The organism is Pseudomonas sp. URIL14HWK12:I5 (assembly GCF_900176445.1).
In the GTDB taxonomy this organism is placed as follows: Bacteria; Pseudomonadota; Gammaproteobacteria; order Pseudomonadales; family Pseudomonadaceae; genus Aquipseudomonas; species Aquipseudomonas monteilii.
On sequence record NZ_FWXQ01000001.1, the window covers coordinates 74,254 to 88,917 of the forward strand.

Consider the following 14,664-nt stretch of genomic DNA (forward strand, 5'->3'; position numbering starts at 1 on the left):
ATTCACTCCAAGACTATCTCGCCAAGGGGGAGTTTCGCCATGCGTGCATTGTTGGTCGCCGGTTCACTGTCGCTACTTTGTGCCTGTTCAACGTTGCCAGACCCGGACCCGAACCAGGCCTGGATCGACCTCACCCCCTACGACAACACGTCGCTGCACGCCGTGCAGGTCGACGAACGAGAGTGGGTCGACAGCCGCTATTTTGAGGTACCGCCTGGCAGCCACGAGCTGACCGTGCGCTACCAGTTTCCGGTTACCCCCAGCAATATCGGCCCGGTCGATGAGCCGCTGTGGCGCGATTGCCAGGTCAAGCTGACCTTCAAGGACTTCAGCGCCGGGCAGCGCTACCAGCTGCAAGCCGGCAGCATTGGCTTCCGCCCCTGGATCAAGCTCTACGACCAGCAGCAAAAACTGCTCGGCCAAGGCCTGCCTGCAGGCTGCCAACGCACCTGAACCCCGCAAACGGCGCTATGCTTGTACCTTGTACATCGCAAGTGGGAGTCTTGCCATGCGCCAGCCCATGATGCTGATCGCCCTCAGTGCACTGGGGGCTTGCGCCAGCCCCTTGCCGCCCGTCGACCCCAAGCAGGCCTGGGTCGACCTCTACACCATGACCCCCGGCCGGGTGATCATGGCCGACCGCCTTGACGGGAAACGCCTGGAGGATGGCCGTTACTTCCAGGTAACCCCCGGCAAGCACGAACTGGTGGTGCGCTTCGATTATGAAATCTACTCCGGCGGCATCATGAGCGAGCCCCGGGACCGCACCTGCTACCTGACCGTGCGCTTTGACAACTTCAAGGCCGGCGAGCGCTATCGCCTGGAGGCACGGGCTCCGGTGATGGAGCCGCAGGTGCTGCTGTACGACGCCAGCCGCAAGGTGCTGGTGAACGAGCCTAGCAATGTGTTCTGTATTCCGTGAAAGCCGGGGCTGCCACGCAGCCCCGGGTCTCATGGCTACCGGTCATTCTTCTGGTAGATGATCTTCTTCGTCCCGCCATCGCAGGTCCCGACCACCATATTCTGGTCCTTGACCTCGCTGTTGGGCACGATCTCCAAGGTGTAGGAAGGCACGCCCTGCGCCTGGATCTTGGCCTCGATCTCGGCTTTCAGCTCCTCGCACGGTTTCACTGCCGCCAACGTGGAGGTGGCGGCCAGGGAAGCCAACACGGCGATTGCTACGCGAATCATGGAACGGCTCCTGAAGAGGCAGCGTGCTGCCGACGCTGTTTAGACTACAGCAAACCGCCACCGTTGCGCCGCTTCAGCCAACCAGCGCGGCATCCAGGCTGATCTTCGCGTTCAGCACCTTGGACACCGGGCAACCTTCCTTGGCCTTGTTGGCTATCTCCAGAAACTGCGCTTCGCTTGTACCAGGCACCTTGGCCCTGAGCACCAGGTGCACGGCTGTAATGGCAAAGCCATCAGGCAGCTTGTCTAGCGTCACCTCGGCAGCAGTGTCGATCCGGTCCGCCGTGAGCCCCGCTTCACCAAGCATCATCGACAGCGCCATCGAAAAACAGCCCGCATGGGCTGCACCGATCAACTCTTCCGGATTGGTGCCCGGCGAGCCCTCAAAGCGGGTGTTGAAGCCATAAGGGTTCTGCTTGAGCGCGCCGCTTTCTGTGGAAAGCAGGCCAGTGCCGTCCTTCAGGCCACCTTGCCAGATCGCCGATGCTGTCTTTTTCATGCTGCCTCCTTGTCTTTCGGTTACGTGCTTATGGGTTCAGAGGCCAGCCGCCTACAGCAAGTTCAGACCAATCTCACAGCAAGCATTGAATCCCCCGAATATGCCCATACAGAGATCAAAAGGCCTCTGGCCAACCACCTTTGCGGAGGCTCCAATGACGCAACTGCGCGACCTGAAAATTTCCACCCTCGATCTGGTGCCCGTACGCGCCGACGCCGGCCCCGCGCAGTCGCTGCGCAATTCGCTGGACCTGGCACAACACGTCGAGCGCTTTGGCTACAACCGCTTCTGGGTGGCCGAGCACCACAACATGGACGGCATCGCCAGTTCAGCCACCTCGGTGCTGATCGGTTATCTGGCAGGGGGGACGTCGACCATTCGCGTGGGCTCAGGAGGGGTGATGCTGCCCAACCATGCGCCACTGGTGATCGCCGAGCAATTTGGCACCCTGGCCAGCCTGTACCCCGGGCGAATCGACCTGGGCCTGGGCCGTGCGCCAGGTTCCGACCAGATGACGGCTTACGCCTTGCGCCGAGATCGCGCCGGTGGCCCGGACGACTTCCCGGACGATGTCGAGGAGCTTTCGCGCTACCTCGGCCCACGCACCGATGATCAAAAAGTGATCGCCGTACCGGGGCATGACACCGACGTACCCATGTGGTTGCTGGGTTCCAGCCTGTTCAGCGCCCAGCTGGCCGGGATGCGCGGCATGCCCTACGCCTTCGCCTCGCACTTCGCACCGCGCTACATGCACGAAGCCATCCGCGTTTACCGCAACCACTTCAAACCATCGACCACGCTGGACAAGCCGTATGTGATGCTGGGCATTCCCATGGTGGTGGCCGAAACCGATGAAAAGGCCGAGTACCTGGCTACCTCGGTGTACCAGCGCATCCTGGCGCTGATTCGCGGGCAGAGCCTGATGCAAAAGCCGCCAGTGGAAAGCATGGATGGGCTATGGCTGCCGCATGAGCGGGATGCTGTGGGTAGCTTCCTGGGCCTGGCGATGATCGGTAGCCCGCAGAAAGTACGGGCCAAGGTGGAGGTGCTGCTGGAGCAAACCGGAGCGGATGAGCTGATCTTTACCTGTGACTTGTATGAGCATGCGGACCGGGTGAGGTCCTATGAACTGTTGGCGCAGGCCTTGAAAACCGAGTGACCTCCTTCGCGGGCTTGCCCGCGAAGGAGCCAACACTTCAACCGCGGCGGTACACAATCTCCTTGGTACCGGCCTCACAGCTGCCAATCACCTTGCCGGCCGGCTCGCCTTTGTTGACGATCTCCAGCTTGTATCCGGTGACGCCCTTGGCATCCAGCTTGGCCGCAATCTCCGCCTTCAGCTCCTCGCACGGCTTGCCCGCCGCCATGGCGCCGCCAGCCAGGGTCATAAGGCCCAGGGCCAGAATCAGTTTGTTCATCGATCGCTTTCCTTGTGCAGATGAAATCAGAAAGGGCGCCCGCCAAGGCGCCCCCTTCCTAAATACCCCATCAAGCCGGGATCATCTACCCCGGCGCAGCATCAGCTGTTGGCGATACGGAAACCGACTTTCAGCGTGACCTGGAAGTGCGCGGCCTTGTTATCGCGGATATGACCACGGGTATCGACCACTTCGAACCACTCCAGGTGCTTGATGCTCTTGCCCGCTTCGGCCAGGGCATTGTTGATCGCCTCTTCGATGCTGGTAGGCGAAGACCCCACCAGTTCGATCTTCTTGTACGTGTGATGATCGGTCATGAGCGTTCTCCTTGGGTGACGGTGATTTTTTAGCCTAGCAGCGCAGGCCTGGTTTATCTGCGAGCCGTCACCCACGGCCAAAGTTCGATCGCACTTTCACGCATACCAACGGTCGCACTCCTTACAGCCCATACTGCAAAGGAGAGTCAACATGCACCGTAACTCGCTGCGTAAAACGTCCCTGGAAAGCATGGAAGCAGAGATCGAGAGCCTTCTGAAAAGCCTGGAGAACCTCAAGCACGATGCGTCGGAAGAGTCCCAGAAGTCGGTGAAGGCAATCCGCAGCAACGCTGAGAGTGCCCTCCGTCATTCGCGCAGCCTGCTGAGCGATGCCTATGAAGAAGTGAAGCAGCGCACCCGTCAGACCGGCATCGCCACCCGCGACTACGCCCAGGAACACCCGTACACCACCGCTGGCGTGGCCATTGGGGCACTGGGCCTGCTGGCGGCCTACCTGATGTGCAAACGAAACTAGGCGCTCTGCCGCGCCAATTCGGCACGTAGCCACTGCGCCAACTGCTCGGCGCGCCCGTCTGCGGCGCGCCTGGGCACCCACAATGCCAACGCGGCAGGGGTAGGGGAAAAGCCCCACGGCGCACTCAAGCGGCACGCACGCAAGTCATCAGCAACCAATGGCTGTGGCGCAATCGCCACACCCAACCCCGCCACAGCGGCTTCCAGCAAGTAATACAGGTGCTCGAACGCCTGGCCATAGTGAATGGCTGCAGGGTCCAGTCTCTGTTCCTGCGCCCAGGTAGGCCAGGCCTGCGGGCGCGAGGTGGTGTGCAGCAAGGCTTCGCCCAGTAACGCCTTGGCAGGCGCTCCCTGCAAGCGTTCAAAGCCGGCGTAATGGGGGCTCACAACTGGCCCGATACGTTCCTCGGCCAGTACATACACCTGCATGTCCGCAGGCCACGGGGGTTCGGCATACACCAGCAGCGCGTCCAGCCCAGGCCGCCGCGGGTCGAGGTCACCTTCACCCGCCGACAGGTGCAAGCGCAGCTCGGGCAAATCCGCCTGTAGCCGCCCCAGCCGTGGGATGAACCAGCGCGCCAACAGGCTACCGGAGCAGCCCAACACGAACGGCGCTTCGCTGACATCACGGCTGAGCTCGGCACACACGCTGCGCAGCCGGTCGAAGGCTTCGCCACTGGCATCGCGCAGGCGCACCCCGGCATCTGTGAGTTTGATGCCGCGCCCGTCCTTGACGAACAGGGCCACGCCCAAGTGCTCTTCAAGCACTTTGATCTGCCGGCTGACGGCACCGTGGGTCACATGAAGGGCCTCGGCCGCCTGGCTGACGCTGTTAAGCCGGGCAGCGGCTTCAAAGGCTCGCAGTGCATTGAGGGGAGGGAGGTCGTGGGCCATTTTACCTGTGAGTTTTTCTGACAAGTTTGCGCAATCTTATCGGTTTTCAGCCGGGCTTGCCGTGGTTAGAGTAAAGCCCATCACTCATTCATTACGCCCTGGAGCGCCCCATGACCCAGTCCCAATACCGCCCCGGCCCCGACGCCAACGGCCTGTTCGGCTCGTTCGGCGGCCGCTACGTGGCCGAAACCCTGATGCCACTGGTGCTGGACCTGGCCCGCGAATACGAAGCGGCCAAGGCAGACCCCAAGTTCCTCGAAGAACTGGCCTACTTCCAGCGCGACTACATCGGCCGCCCGAACCCGCTGTACTTCGCCGAGCGCCTGACCGAACACTGTGGCGGCGCCAAGATCTTCTTCAAGCGTGAAGAGCTCAACCACACCGGCGCGCACAAGGTGAACAACTGCATCGGCCAGGTGCTGCTGGCCAAGCGCATGGGCAAGAAGCGCCTGATCGCCGAAACCGGCGCCGGCATGCATGGCGTGGCCACCGCCACCGTCGCTGCCCGCTTCGGCCTGCCTTGCGTGATCTACATGGGCGCCACCGACATCGAGCGCCAGCAGGCCAACGTGTTCCGCATGAAGCTGCTGGGCGCCGAGATCGTCCCGGTCACTGCCGGCACCGGCACCCTGAAAGACGCCATGAACGAAGCCCTGCGCGACTGGGTGACCAACGTCGAAGACACCTTCTACCTGATCGGTACCGTGGCCGGCCCACACCCGTACCCGGCCATGGTCCGTGACTTCCAGTCGATCATCGGCAAGGAAACCCGCGCCCAGCTGCAAGAAAAGGAAGGCCGCCTGCCAGACAGCCTGGTTGCCTGCGTGGGGGGTGGCTCCAACGCCATGGGCCTGTTCCATGAGTTCCTCGAAGAACCAAGCGTGCAGATCATCGGCGTCGAAGCTGGTGGCCACGGCGTACACACCGACAAGCACGCCGCCAGCCTGAACGGCGGTGTACCGGGCGTGCTCCACGGCAACCGCACCTACCTGCTGCAGGATGAAGACGGCCAGATCACCGACGCCCACTCGATTTCCGCAGGCCTGGACTACCCGGGCATCGGCCCGGAGCACGCCTACCTGCACGAAGTGAAGCGCGTCGAGTACGTCAGCATCACCGACGACGAAGCGCTGGATGCGTTCCACGCCACCTGCCGCCTGGAAGGCATCATCCCGGCCCTGGAAAGCTCCCACGCCCTGGCCGAAGCGATCAAGCGCGCACCGAAGCTGCCCAAGGACCACCTGATGGTCGTGTGCCTGTCGGGCCGCGGCGACAAAGACATGCAAACCGTCATGAACCACATGGCCGCCCAGGAGAAACAGGCATGAGCCGTCTTGAACAACGCTTCGCCGAACTGAAGGCCGAAGGCCGTTCGGCACTGGTCACCTTCGTCACCGCAGGCGACCCGGGCTACGACGCTTCGCTGCAGATCCTCAAGGGCCTGCCGGCCGCTGGCGCCGACGTGATCGAACTGGGCATGCCGTTCACCGACCCGATGGCCGACGGCGTGGCCATCCAGCTGGCCACCCTGCGCGCCCTGGAGGCTGGCCAGACGCTGGCCAAGACCCTGCAGATGGTTCGCGAATTCCGTGTGGATAACCACACCACGCCGATCGTGCTGATGGGCTACTACAACCCGATCCACCGCTTTGGCGTGGAAAAGTTCGTGGCTGAAGCCAAGCAAGCCGGCGTCGATGGCCTGATCATCGTCGACCTGCCGCCCGAACACGACGCCGAACTGGCCACCCCGGCCCAGGCTGCAGGCATCGACTTCATCCGCCTGACCACCCCGACCACCGACGATGCGCGCCTGCCGCGCGTACTGGAGCGCAGCTCCGGGTTCGTCTACTACGTGTCGGTGGCCGGTGTAACCGGTGCCGGCTCGGCGACCACCGAGCACGTGACCGAGGCCATTGCCCGCCTGCGTCGGCATACCGATCTGCCGATCAGCGTTGGTTTCGGCATTCGCACCCCGGAGCAGGCCGCGAACATCGCCCGCTTGGCGGATGGTGTGGTGGTGGGGTCGGCGCTGGTCGACAAGATTGCCCAGGCCACTAGTGCGGACCAGGCAGTGAATGATGTGTTGAGCTTGTGCTCGGCACTGGCTGAAGGCGTGCGCGGGGCTCGTCGCTAAACCGCATCGCCTTCTTCGCGGGCAAGCCCACTCCCACAGGGACGACACAGATGCTGAATTTTGTGGAGGACTTGTGGGAGCGGGCTTGCCCGCGAAGAGGCCATCACAGGCAACTGAGATTTACCCACCAAAAATAGAAAGATCCAAAGGCCGCACAGCACCCATCCAGATCGCATGGTCCCGGTGGTCCGCCAGCTCATCCCCGGTCAGCGGGTGCATGAACACCACCAACCCCTTGCGGTACAGCGCCAACCAAGGCAACACCACCCCGACAAATTCCGGCTCGAACGCCAGCTGGCAACTCCAGTCCGGGTGCGGCCCCACCGGCTTCTGGTGCATACGCCCCATGGTCACAGGGAACAGCCGCGCCGCCTCCTCACACAGCTCACGTGCCTGCTCCATCGTTGCCGCGTCGTAATAAACGTGTGCGTGGTAGCCCTTGATTCTTTGCACAATAACTCCCGATTACACCGCCATCAGCCACTGCGTTCCTGCTCCAGCCAGCTGACGAACCGCTCGATCAACGCCCCGCGCCGCTTGCGCGGTGGCAAAACCAGATAATAGCCCCGACTCGACGTCAGGCTCCCCTCTAATGGCCGACATAGCAAGCCTTGATCCACCAGGCCATCCACCAGGTGCCGCCAACCGATCGCCACACCCTGACCGGCAATCGCCGCCTGGATCAGCAAGGTGTAGTTGTCAAAGCGCAACTGCCCCGCCGGTGGCGGGCTGGCCACGCCAAACCCGCGAAACACCCCCGTCCAATCAAACCAGCGGCTGGCCTGCTCGCCCTTCAAATGAAGCAAGGGCAATTGTTGCAAAGCCACGGCTGACAAGGGTTTGCCATGGGTCAGCCGGGGGCTGCACACGGGGAAAACTTCCTCATCGAACAGCCAACGGCTTTCGCCTTGATGAAAGCGCCCATCGCCAAACAGCACCGCCACATCGATGTCCGGCCGCAACATGCCCTGGCTGCGCTCACCGGTCACCAGGCTCACATCCACCTGTGGATAAGCTTCGTGAAAGCGCTGCAACCGGGGCATCAGCCAGAACGCGGCAAAGGCAAAGTCGGTGGCCACCTGCAGCACCTCGCGCTGACCACGCCCGCTGGCTTGGGCAATGCCGTCATCCATCGCCTGCAATCCCTGATGCACCTGCTCGAACAGCACCTGTCCGGCTTCGGTCAGCTCGATGCCCCGGTAAATACGGTCGAACAGGCGCGTGCCCAGCTGGGCTTCCAGGCGTTTCACCTGCTGGCTCACGGCCGGTTGTGTGGTACCCAGCTCCAGCGCGGCGGCAGTAAAGCTACGCAAGCGCGCTGCTGCCTCGAACACGCGCAAGGTATCCAGTGACAGCTCGGCGAGGTGATCAAACATAAGCTCAGATAATCCCAGTCATTGCCCGCCATGGGCTTTACCCATGTTAGCCACAGTCGCATCTTGGTAGGCAAGCGGTTCGCATAACCCTCAACGATGGAAGCCACCATGACGCGCCCGAATATCCTGTTCATCATGGCCGACCAGATGGCCGCACCTTTGCTGCCGATCTACGCCCGCTCGCCCATCCAGATGCCGCACCTGAGCCGTCTGGCCGAGCAGGCGGTGGTGTTCGACTCGGCCTACTGCAACAGCCCGCTGTGCGCGCCGTCGCGCTTCACCCTGGTCAGCGGCCAGTTGCCCAGCCGCATAGGTGCCTACGACAACGCCGCCGACTTTCCCGCAGACGTACCGACCTATGCCCACTACCTGCGCCGGCTGGGCTACCGCACAGCACTGTCGGGCAAGATGCACTTCTGCGGCCCGGACCAGCTGCACGGCTACGAAGAACGCTTGACCAGCGATATCTACCCCGCCGACTACGGCTGGGCGGTGAACTGGGACGAACCGGATGTGCGCCCCAGCTGGTACCACAACATGTCCTCGGTGCTGCAGGCCGGCCCATGCGTACGCACCAACCAGCTGGATTTCGACGAAGAGGTGGTGTTCAAGGCGCGCCAGTACCTGTACGACCATGTGCGCGGGAACGATGGCCGGCCGTTCTGCCTGACCGTGTCCATGACCCACCCGCACGACCCGTACACCATCCCCAAGCGCTACTGGGACCGCTACGAGGGTGTGGATATCCCCATGCCCCACGCCGGGTTCAGCCAGTCGGAACTCGACCCACACTCGCAGCGCCTGCTCAAGGTCTACGACCTGTGGAACAAGCCGCTGCCTGTGGAAAAGATCCGCGATGCCCGCCGCGCCTACTTCGGCGCCTGCAGCTATATCGACGACAACATCGGCCAGCTGCTGCAAACCCTGGAGGAATGCAACCTGGCAGACAATACCGTGATCGTGTTCTCCGGCGACCACGGCGACATGCTCGGCGAGCGTGGCCTCTGGTACAAAATGCACTGGTTCGAGATGTCGGCACGGGTGCCGTTGCTGGTTCATGCGCCGAAGCGCTTCGCAGCAGGCCGGGTCAGCGCCTCGGTCTCCACCTGCGACCTGTTGCCAACCCTGGTCGAACTCGCTGGCGGCGCTGTGGATAACCACCTGCACCTGGACGGCCGCTCACTGGTAAGCCACCTGCAAGGGCAGGGCGGCCACGACGAAGTGATCGGCGAATACATGGCCGAAGGCACCGTCGGCCCGCTGATGATGATCCGCCGTGGGCCGTACAAGTTCGTGTACAGCGAAGACGACCCATGCCTACTCTATAATTTGAGCCGCGACCCGCACGAGCGGGAGAACCTCACCGGCAGCCCGGACCATCAGGCGCTGCTGCAGGCATTGGTCGATGAAGCACAGCAGCGTTGGGACATCCCCAGCCTGCGCCAGCAGGTGCTGGCCAGCCAGCGCCGCCGCCGCCTGGTGGCCGAAGCGCTGGCCATCGGCAAGCTGAAAAGCTGGGACCACCAACCGCTGGTGGATGCCAGTCAACAGTACATGCGCAACCACATCGATCTCGATGACCTCGAGCGCAAGGCACGTTATCCACAGCCCGCACCCATGGATTGAGAAGAGAGGCCGCCATGCACAAGTTCTCCGCCGCCGTGTTCGCCCTGGCCCTGGGCACCGCCACGGCCCACGCCGCCGACAGCGACGCGCAATGCAGCACCGTGAAAATGGCCGACCCCGGCTGGAGCGATATCGCTTCGACCAACGCCGTGGCCCGCCTGCTACTGGAAAGCCTGGGCTACCAGGTGAAAATCGACAGCCTGGCCGTACCGATCATCTACGGTGGCCTGAAGGACGGCCGTGTGGATGCCTTCCTCGGCAACTGGATGCCGGCGCATCAAGGCTTCCATGAAAAGTTCATCGCCAACGGCGATGTGCAGCAACTGTCGCGCAACCTGGAAGGCACCGAGTTCACCCTGGCCGTGCCCGATCATGTGTGGAATGCCGGGGTGAAGGACTTTGCCGACCTGCAAAAGCATGCCGACCAATTCGACAAGAAGCTATACGGCATCGGCTCCGGCGCACCGGCCAATCTGTCGCTGAAGGAAATCATCGACAAGAATGATTTCAACCTCGGCCAGTGGAAGCTGGTGGAATCCAGCGAACAGGCCATGCTGGCGCAGGTCGACCGGGCAGTGAAGAAGCAGCAGTTCATCACCTTCCTTGGCTGGACACCGCACCCGATGAACGTGAAGCTGAAGATGCATTACCTGACCGGCGGGGAGAAGTGGTTCGGCAGCAAAGGCGAGGTGTATACGCTGACCCGCAAGGGTTATCCACAGGCCTGCCCGAATGCGGCGAAGCTGCTGGGTAACCTTAGGTTCACGCTGGACATGGAAAACAGCATCATGGCCGAGGTTGTGGACAAGAAGATCAGCTTTGATGAAGCAGCCAAGGGCTGGGTGAAGGCGCATCCCGAGTTGCTGGATGGGTGGTTGGCTGGGGTCACCACCAAATCTGACGGCAATGCCCTGGAGGCCGTCAAAGCCAAACTGTAATCTCGCAAGCAACACACCTCCCCTGAGGGAGCGGGCAAGCTCGCGAAGAGGCCAGCGCGGTGGATGGCACCGGCTTTGCCGGTGTTCGCGGCGGTTCGACGCCTCGACATGCCCGCTCCCACAGGGTTTGGCGAAACCTTAAGGATTGTGGATAAACCATGCATCGCCTCACTCACCTGCTGCCCTTCCTCACCTGGCTCCCCCGCCAATCGGGCCGCAGCCTGCGCCAGGACCTGCTGGTGGGCCTGAGCGGTGCCATCCTTGCCCTGCCGCAATCCATCGCCTACGCCCTGATCGCCGGCCTGCCCGCCGAATATGGCCTGTATGCCGCCATCGTGCCGGTGCTGATCGCTTGCCTATGGGGTTCATCCTGGCACCTGATCTGCGGCCCGACCGCTGCCATTTCCATCGTCCTCTACGCCAGCATCAGCCCGCTGGCCGTGGCGGGCAGCGCCGACTACATCACCCTGGTGCTGCTGTTGACGTTCCTCGGCGGCATCTTCCAGCTACTGCTGGGGCTTGTGCGGTTTGGCGCGCTGGTCAATTTCGTCTCCCATTCCGTGGTGCTCGGTTTCACCCTGGGCGCCGCCATCGTCATCGCCCTGGGCCAACTGCCCAACCTGCTGGGCATGGACCTGCCCAGCCAGGCCACTGCGCTGAAGACCGTGCAGGATCTGGCCAGCCATGCCGGAGAAGTCGACCTGCCTTCACTGGTGCTTGGCCTGGCCACCGTGCTGCTCGGCGTGACCTTGAAACTCTGGCGCCCACGCTGGCCGAGCCTGTTGATAAGCCTGATCCTGGTCAGCCTGCTGGCGTGGCTGTTGCCAGGCTTCTTTGGCCATGTACCACGAGTAGCAGCCTTCACCGGGCGACTTCCCCCGCTTAGCCCGCTGCCCCTGCTGGACGTGGAACTGATGTTGCGCCTGCTGCCCAGCGCCGTGGCAGTGGGTATGCTGGGGCTGGTCACCAGCCTGTCGATTGCCCGCTCTCTCTCGGCACGCTCAGAACAACTGATCGACCCGGATCAGGAAATACGTGCCCAGGGCCTGTCGAACATCGCGGGGGCGTTTTTCTCTGGTTACCTGTCTGCCGGCTCCTTCACCCGCTCGGGCCTGAGCTATGAAGCAGGTGCCCGTTCGCCCATGGCCGGGGTGTTCTCGGCGCTGTGGGTAGCGTTGTTCGCCGTTACCGGCGCCAGGTTGATCGCACACCTGCCGATACCCGCCATGGCCGGCAGCATTTTGCTGATCTGTTGGGGGTTGGTGGACCATCGGGGGATTCGCGCGCTGTTCCGGGTCAGCCGCTCGGAGTTTCTGGTAATGGCACTGACGGCAGCGGCGACCTTGTTGCTGGAATTGCAGACGGCGATCTATGCCGGGGTACTGGCGTCGCTCTTCTTCTATCTGAAGCGCACGTCACGGCCACGGGTACAGCAGAGCCGTGAGGGTGATGCGGATGTATTGCGGGTGGGCGGGTCGATCTTCTTTGGTGCGGCGCATTACCTGCAGGTGCGCTTGCAGCGTTGCCAGGGGCCACATGTGGTGATCGATGCGCGGCAGGTGAATTTTATCGATTACTCGGGTGTGGATATGTTGCACCGCGAGGCGCGTCGGTTGATGCGCACGGGGGGGAGTTTGACCTTGCACCGGGCCAGGCCGCAGGTGGTCGAGGAGTTGCAAAAGCTGGAGGGTGTTGAATTGTGCCCGATCCGGTTTGAGGAATGACCTGACAATTTTGCCAGTTGTGCCAAAAACAAGGCTGCGGAAAATCAGAGGTATCAACAGCGCAAGGACTGCCTCATGGCGTCTTACACAGGGTTCATGGCCTTGATCCTTTTGTCATCCACTGCCTTCGGCGCAACCAGTGACGAATGCATCACCCAGGCGGAGCAGCGAATTTCCCGGCTCGAGTTGCTGATGAACGAACGGGAGGCCTACACGGGCAAGAAGCAATCGGCCGAGAAAATTGCTCACTATGACGAGTAGATCCGCCTGGAGAAATCTCGCCTCCAGGCGAATGGAGGTCGAGTCAGTTGCGCATCAGTTGACGCCGCAGCTCAGCCAGCACCGGCGCCGTGTCCGGACGCACTCCCCGCCAGATGAAGAAGGCTTCAGCCGCCTGCTCAGCCAGCATCCCCAGCCCATCCAGCACCTTGGCCGCCCCCAGCTTGGTAGCCCACTGGCAAAACGGCGTCGGCTCCTTGCCATACATCATGTCGTAGCAAACCGTGCGCCCGGCCTCGACCAGACTGTCGGCAATCGGCGGCAATTCCCCGGCCAGGCTCGCCGAGGTGGCGTTGATGATCACATCCACCGGCTCCTGCAACCAGGCAAACCCGCTGGCCACCACCGGCCCCAATTCATCGAACTCACGCGCCAGCTGCTCGGCCTTTTCCACTGTGCGGTTGGCGATTACCAGCGACTGCGGCTTGTGCGCCAGAATCGGCTCCAGCACGCCGCGCACGGCGCCGCCGGCACCGAGGATGAGAATGCGTTTACCAGCCAGTTCGACGCCGGCATTCAGCGTGAGGTCGCGCACCAGGCCAGCGCCATCGGTGTTGTCGCCCTGCAAGGTACCGTCGGCCAGCTTGCTCAGCGTGTTCACTGCCCCAGCGCGCTGTGCACGAGGGGTCAGGCTGTCGCACAGGCGATAGGCCTCTTCCTTGAACGGCACCGTGACGTTGCCGCCACTGCCTTGCTTGAAGAAGCCGCGCGCGCAATCGCTGAACTCGTCCAGCGGCGCCAGCAGGGTGGTGTATTCCAGGTCCTGGCCGGTCTGCTCGGCGAACAGGCGGTGAATCAGCGGCGACTTGCTGTGGCCGATGGGGTTACCGAAAACGACGTACTGGTCCATGGCGGTTCCTTGGTTGTCCACAGGCTTACTGGCCAAGCCAGTCGCGGTCTTGCAAGAAGTACTCGGTCAGGCGCGCTTCTTCGCTACCGGGCGCAGCCTTCCAGTCGTAGCCCCAACGTACCTGCGGCGGCAGCGACATGAGGATGGACTCGGTACGGCCACCAGACTGCAGGCCGAACAGGGTGCCACGGTCGTAGACCAGGTTGAACTCCACGTAGCGGCCGCGCCGGTATTCCTGAAACTCGCGCTGCTGCGGGGTGTAGGGCGTGTCCTTGCGGCGCTGGATGATCGGCAGGTAGGCGTTGACGTAGGCATCGCCGATGGCGCGGATGAAGGCAAAGCAGGTGTCGAAATCCCACTCGTTCAGGTCATCGAAGAACAGGCCGCCGATGCCGCGTGGCTCGCCACGGTGCTTGAGGTGGAAATAGCGGTCGCACCAGGCCTTGTAGCGCGGGTACACGTCGGCGCCGAAGGGCGCGCAGGCCTGCTCGGCCACGCGGTGCCAGTGGATGCAGTCTTCTTCATTGCCGTAGTACGGGGTCAGGTCGAAGCCACCACCGAACCACCACACAGCTTCTTCACCTTCCTTTTCGGCGATAAAGAAGCGCACGTTGGCGTGGGATGTAGGCACATGCGGGTTGTGCGGGTGAATCACCAGCGACACGCCCAAGGCCTCGAAACCACGGCCCGCCAGCTCAGGGCGGTGGGCACTGGCCGAGGGCGGCAGACCCGCACCGAACACATGGGAGAAGTTGACCCCGCCTTTCTCGATCACCTTGCCGTCGCCGATCACCCGCGTGCGGCCCCCGCCACCGGCTTCGCGCACCCAGGCGTCCTCGACGAAGCGAGCACCGCCGTCTTCAGCTTCGAGGGCAGAGCAGATGCGGTCTTGCAGGTCGAGCAGGTAGGCTTTCACGGCCTCGGTGCGGCTAGTCATCGGGTCA

The 14,664-nt window shown here is 62.8% G+C and carries 19 protein-coding genes; 10 read left to right on the forward strand and 9 right to left on the reverse strand.

Annotated elements, in window-relative coordinates:
- The first annotated feature begins 39 nt into the window (after positions 1–39).
- Entirely contained in the window at positions 40–453 is a 414-nt protein-coding gene (locus B9A31_RS00360; protein ID WP_016712817.1) for a PA0061/PA0062 family lipoprotein, read from the forward strand.
- Positions 454–508: 55 nt separating this feature from the next.
- Positions 509–922, forward strand: a complete 414-nt coding sequence (locus tag B9A31_RS00365) for a PA0061/PA0062 family lipoprotein (RefSeq protein ID WP_019098083.1) — start codon at positions 509–511, stop codon at positions 920–922.
- A 35-nt stretch (positions 923–957) separates the two neighbouring features.
- On the opposite strand, the gene B9A31_RS00370 is transcribed toward B9A31_RS00365, so the two are convergent.
- Entirely contained in the window at positions 958–1,191 is a 234-nt protein-coding gene (locus B9A31_RS00370) for a DUF1161 domain-containing protein (RefSeq protein WP_016712815.1), read from the reverse strand.
- Between the two features lie 73 nt (positions 1,192–1,264).
- Positions 1,265–1,690 (reverse strand): OsmC family protein, encoded by a 426-nt coding sequence (locus tag B9A31_RS00375; protein WP_027614792.1) that lies wholly within the window; start codon positions 1,688–1,690, stop codon positions 1,265–1,267.
- Between the two features lie 154 nt (positions 1,691–1,844).
- Between B9A31_RS00375 and B9A31_RS00380 the strand changes: the two genes are divergently transcribed.
- Entirely contained in the window at positions 1,845–2,849 is a 1,005-nt protein-coding gene (locus B9A31_RS00380) for an LLM class flavin-dependent oxidoreductase (protein ID WP_025754211.1), read from the forward strand.
- 37 nt (positions 2,850–2,886) lie between these two features.
- Here B9A31_RS00380 and B9A31_RS00385 read toward each other — a convergent pair whose 3' ends face one another.
- Together B9A31_RS00385 and B9A31_RS00390 are read right to left on the reverse strand one after the other, a co-directional pair.
- Complete coding sequence (locus B9A31_RS00385; protein WP_025754212.1) at positions 2,887–3,108, reverse strand: DUF1161 domain-containing protein; 222 nt, start codon at positions 3,106–3,108, stop codon at positions 2,887–2,889.
- 101 nt (positions 3,109–3,209) lie between these two features.
- Positions 3,210–3,425 carry a dodecin gene (locus B9A31_RS00390; RefSeq protein ID WP_003253076.1) on the reverse strand — a complete coding sequence of 72 codons (216 nt, stop codon included), beginning with the start codon at positions 3,423–3,425 and terminating at the stop codon, positions 3,210–3,212.
- Between the two features lie 151 nt (positions 3,426–3,576).
- Between B9A31_RS00390 and B9A31_RS00395 the strand changes: the two genes are divergently transcribed.
- Positions 3,577–3,900: an ElaB/YgaM/YqjD family protein gene (locus tag B9A31_RS00395; RefSeq protein WP_016712811.1), complete on the forward strand. Its 324-nt coding sequence runs from the start codon at positions 3,577–3,579 to the stop codon at positions 3,898–3,900.
- Here the strand turns inward: B9A31_RS00395 and B9A31_RS00400 are convergent.
- Positions 3,897–4,793 (reverse strand): LysR family transcriptional regulator, encoded by an 897-nt coding sequence (locus tag B9A31_RS00400; protein WP_027614793.1) that lies wholly within the window; start codon positions 4,791–4,793, stop codon positions 3,897–3,899. The two genes, B9A31_RS00395 and B9A31_RS00400, sit on opposite strands and share 4 nt — an antisense overlap.
- Before the next feature lie 110 nt (positions 4,794–4,903).
- Here B9A31_RS00400 and trpB point away from each other — a divergent pair, with 110 nt between their 5' ends.
- The gene (gene trpB, locus B9A31_RS00405; protein WP_015268451.1) at positions 4,904–6,121 is read left to right on the forward strand and encodes a tryptophan synthase subunit beta; all 1,218 of its coding nucleotides are present in this window, start codon (positions 4,904–4,906) and stop codon (positions 6,119–6,121) included.
- A complete protein-coding gene (gene trpA / locus B9A31_RS00410; protein ID WP_019098079.1) occupies positions 6,118–6,927 on the forward strand; it encodes a tryptophan synthase subunit alpha in 810 nt (269 codons plus the stop codon). The genes trpB and trpA overlap by 4 nt, the downstream gene beginning before the upstream one ends.
- Before the next feature lie 120 nt (positions 6,928–7,047).
- Here the strand turns inward: trpA and B9A31_RS00415 are convergent, their stop codons facing one another.
- Both B9A31_RS00415 and B9A31_RS00420 read right to left on the reverse strand, forming a co-directional pair.
- Positions 7,048–7,380 (reverse strand): DOPA 4,5-dioxygenase family protein, encoded by a 333-nt coding sequence (locus B9A31_RS00415; protein ID WP_019098078.1) that lies wholly within the window; start codon positions 7,378–7,380, stop codon positions 7,048–7,050.
- A gap of 23 nt (positions 7,381–7,403) precedes the next feature.
- The gene (locus tag B9A31_RS00420; protein ID WP_025754213.1) at positions 7,404–8,303 is read right to left on the reverse strand and encodes a choline sulfate utilization transcriptional regulator; all 900 of its coding nucleotides are present in this window, start codon (positions 8,301–8,303) and stop codon (positions 7,404–7,406) included.
- A 108-nt stretch (positions 8,304–8,411) separates the two neighbouring features.
- Between B9A31_RS00420 and betC the strand changes: the two genes are divergently transcribed.
- The 4 genes from betC to B9A31_RS00440 all read left to right on the forward strand — a co-directional run bounded on the left by betC (position 8,412) and on the right by B9A31_RS00440 (position 12,852).
- A complete protein-coding gene (gene betC / locus B9A31_RS00425) occupies positions 8,412–9,929 on the forward strand; it encodes a choline-sulfatase (protein ID WP_019098076.1) in 1,518 nt (505 codons plus the stop codon).
- A gap of 14 nt (positions 9,930–9,943) precedes the next feature.
- Positions 9,944–10,867 carry a choline ABC transporter substrate-binding protein gene (choX, locus tag B9A31_RS00430; RefSeq protein ID WP_027609958.1) on the forward strand — a complete coding sequence of 308 codons (924 nt, stop codon included), beginning with the start codon at positions 9,944–9,946 and terminating at the stop codon, positions 10,865–10,867.
- Positions 10,868–11,025: 158 nt separating this feature from the next.
- Positions 11,026–12,591, forward strand: a complete 1,566-nt coding sequence (locus tag B9A31_RS00435; protein ID WP_019098074.1) for a SulP family inorganic anion transporter — start codon at positions 11,026–11,028, stop codon at positions 12,589–12,591.
- Between the two features lie 75 nt (positions 12,592–12,666).
- Positions 12,667–12,852 carry a hypothetical protein gene (locus B9A31_RS00440; protein ID WP_084296580.1) on the forward strand — a complete coding sequence of 62 codons (186 nt, stop codon included), beginning with the start codon at positions 12,667–12,669 and terminating at the stop codon, positions 12,850–12,852.
- 43 nt (positions 12,853–12,895) lie between these two features.
- Here the strand turns inward: B9A31_RS00440 and aroE are convergent, their stop codons facing one another.
- Both aroE and hemF read right to left on the reverse strand, forming a co-directional pair.
- Complete coding sequence (gene aroE / locus B9A31_RS00445; protein WP_019098073.1) at positions 12,896–13,720, reverse strand: shikimate dehydrogenase; 825 nt, start codon at positions 13,718–13,720, stop codon at positions 12,896–12,898.
- Between the two features lie 25 nt (positions 13,721–13,745).
- Entirely contained in the window at positions 13,746–14,657 is a 912-nt protein-coding gene (hemF, locus tag B9A31_RS00450; RefSeq protein WP_019098072.1) for an oxygen-dependent coproporphyrinogen oxidase, read from the reverse strand.
- Positions 14,658–14,664: the final 7 nt, after the last annotated feature.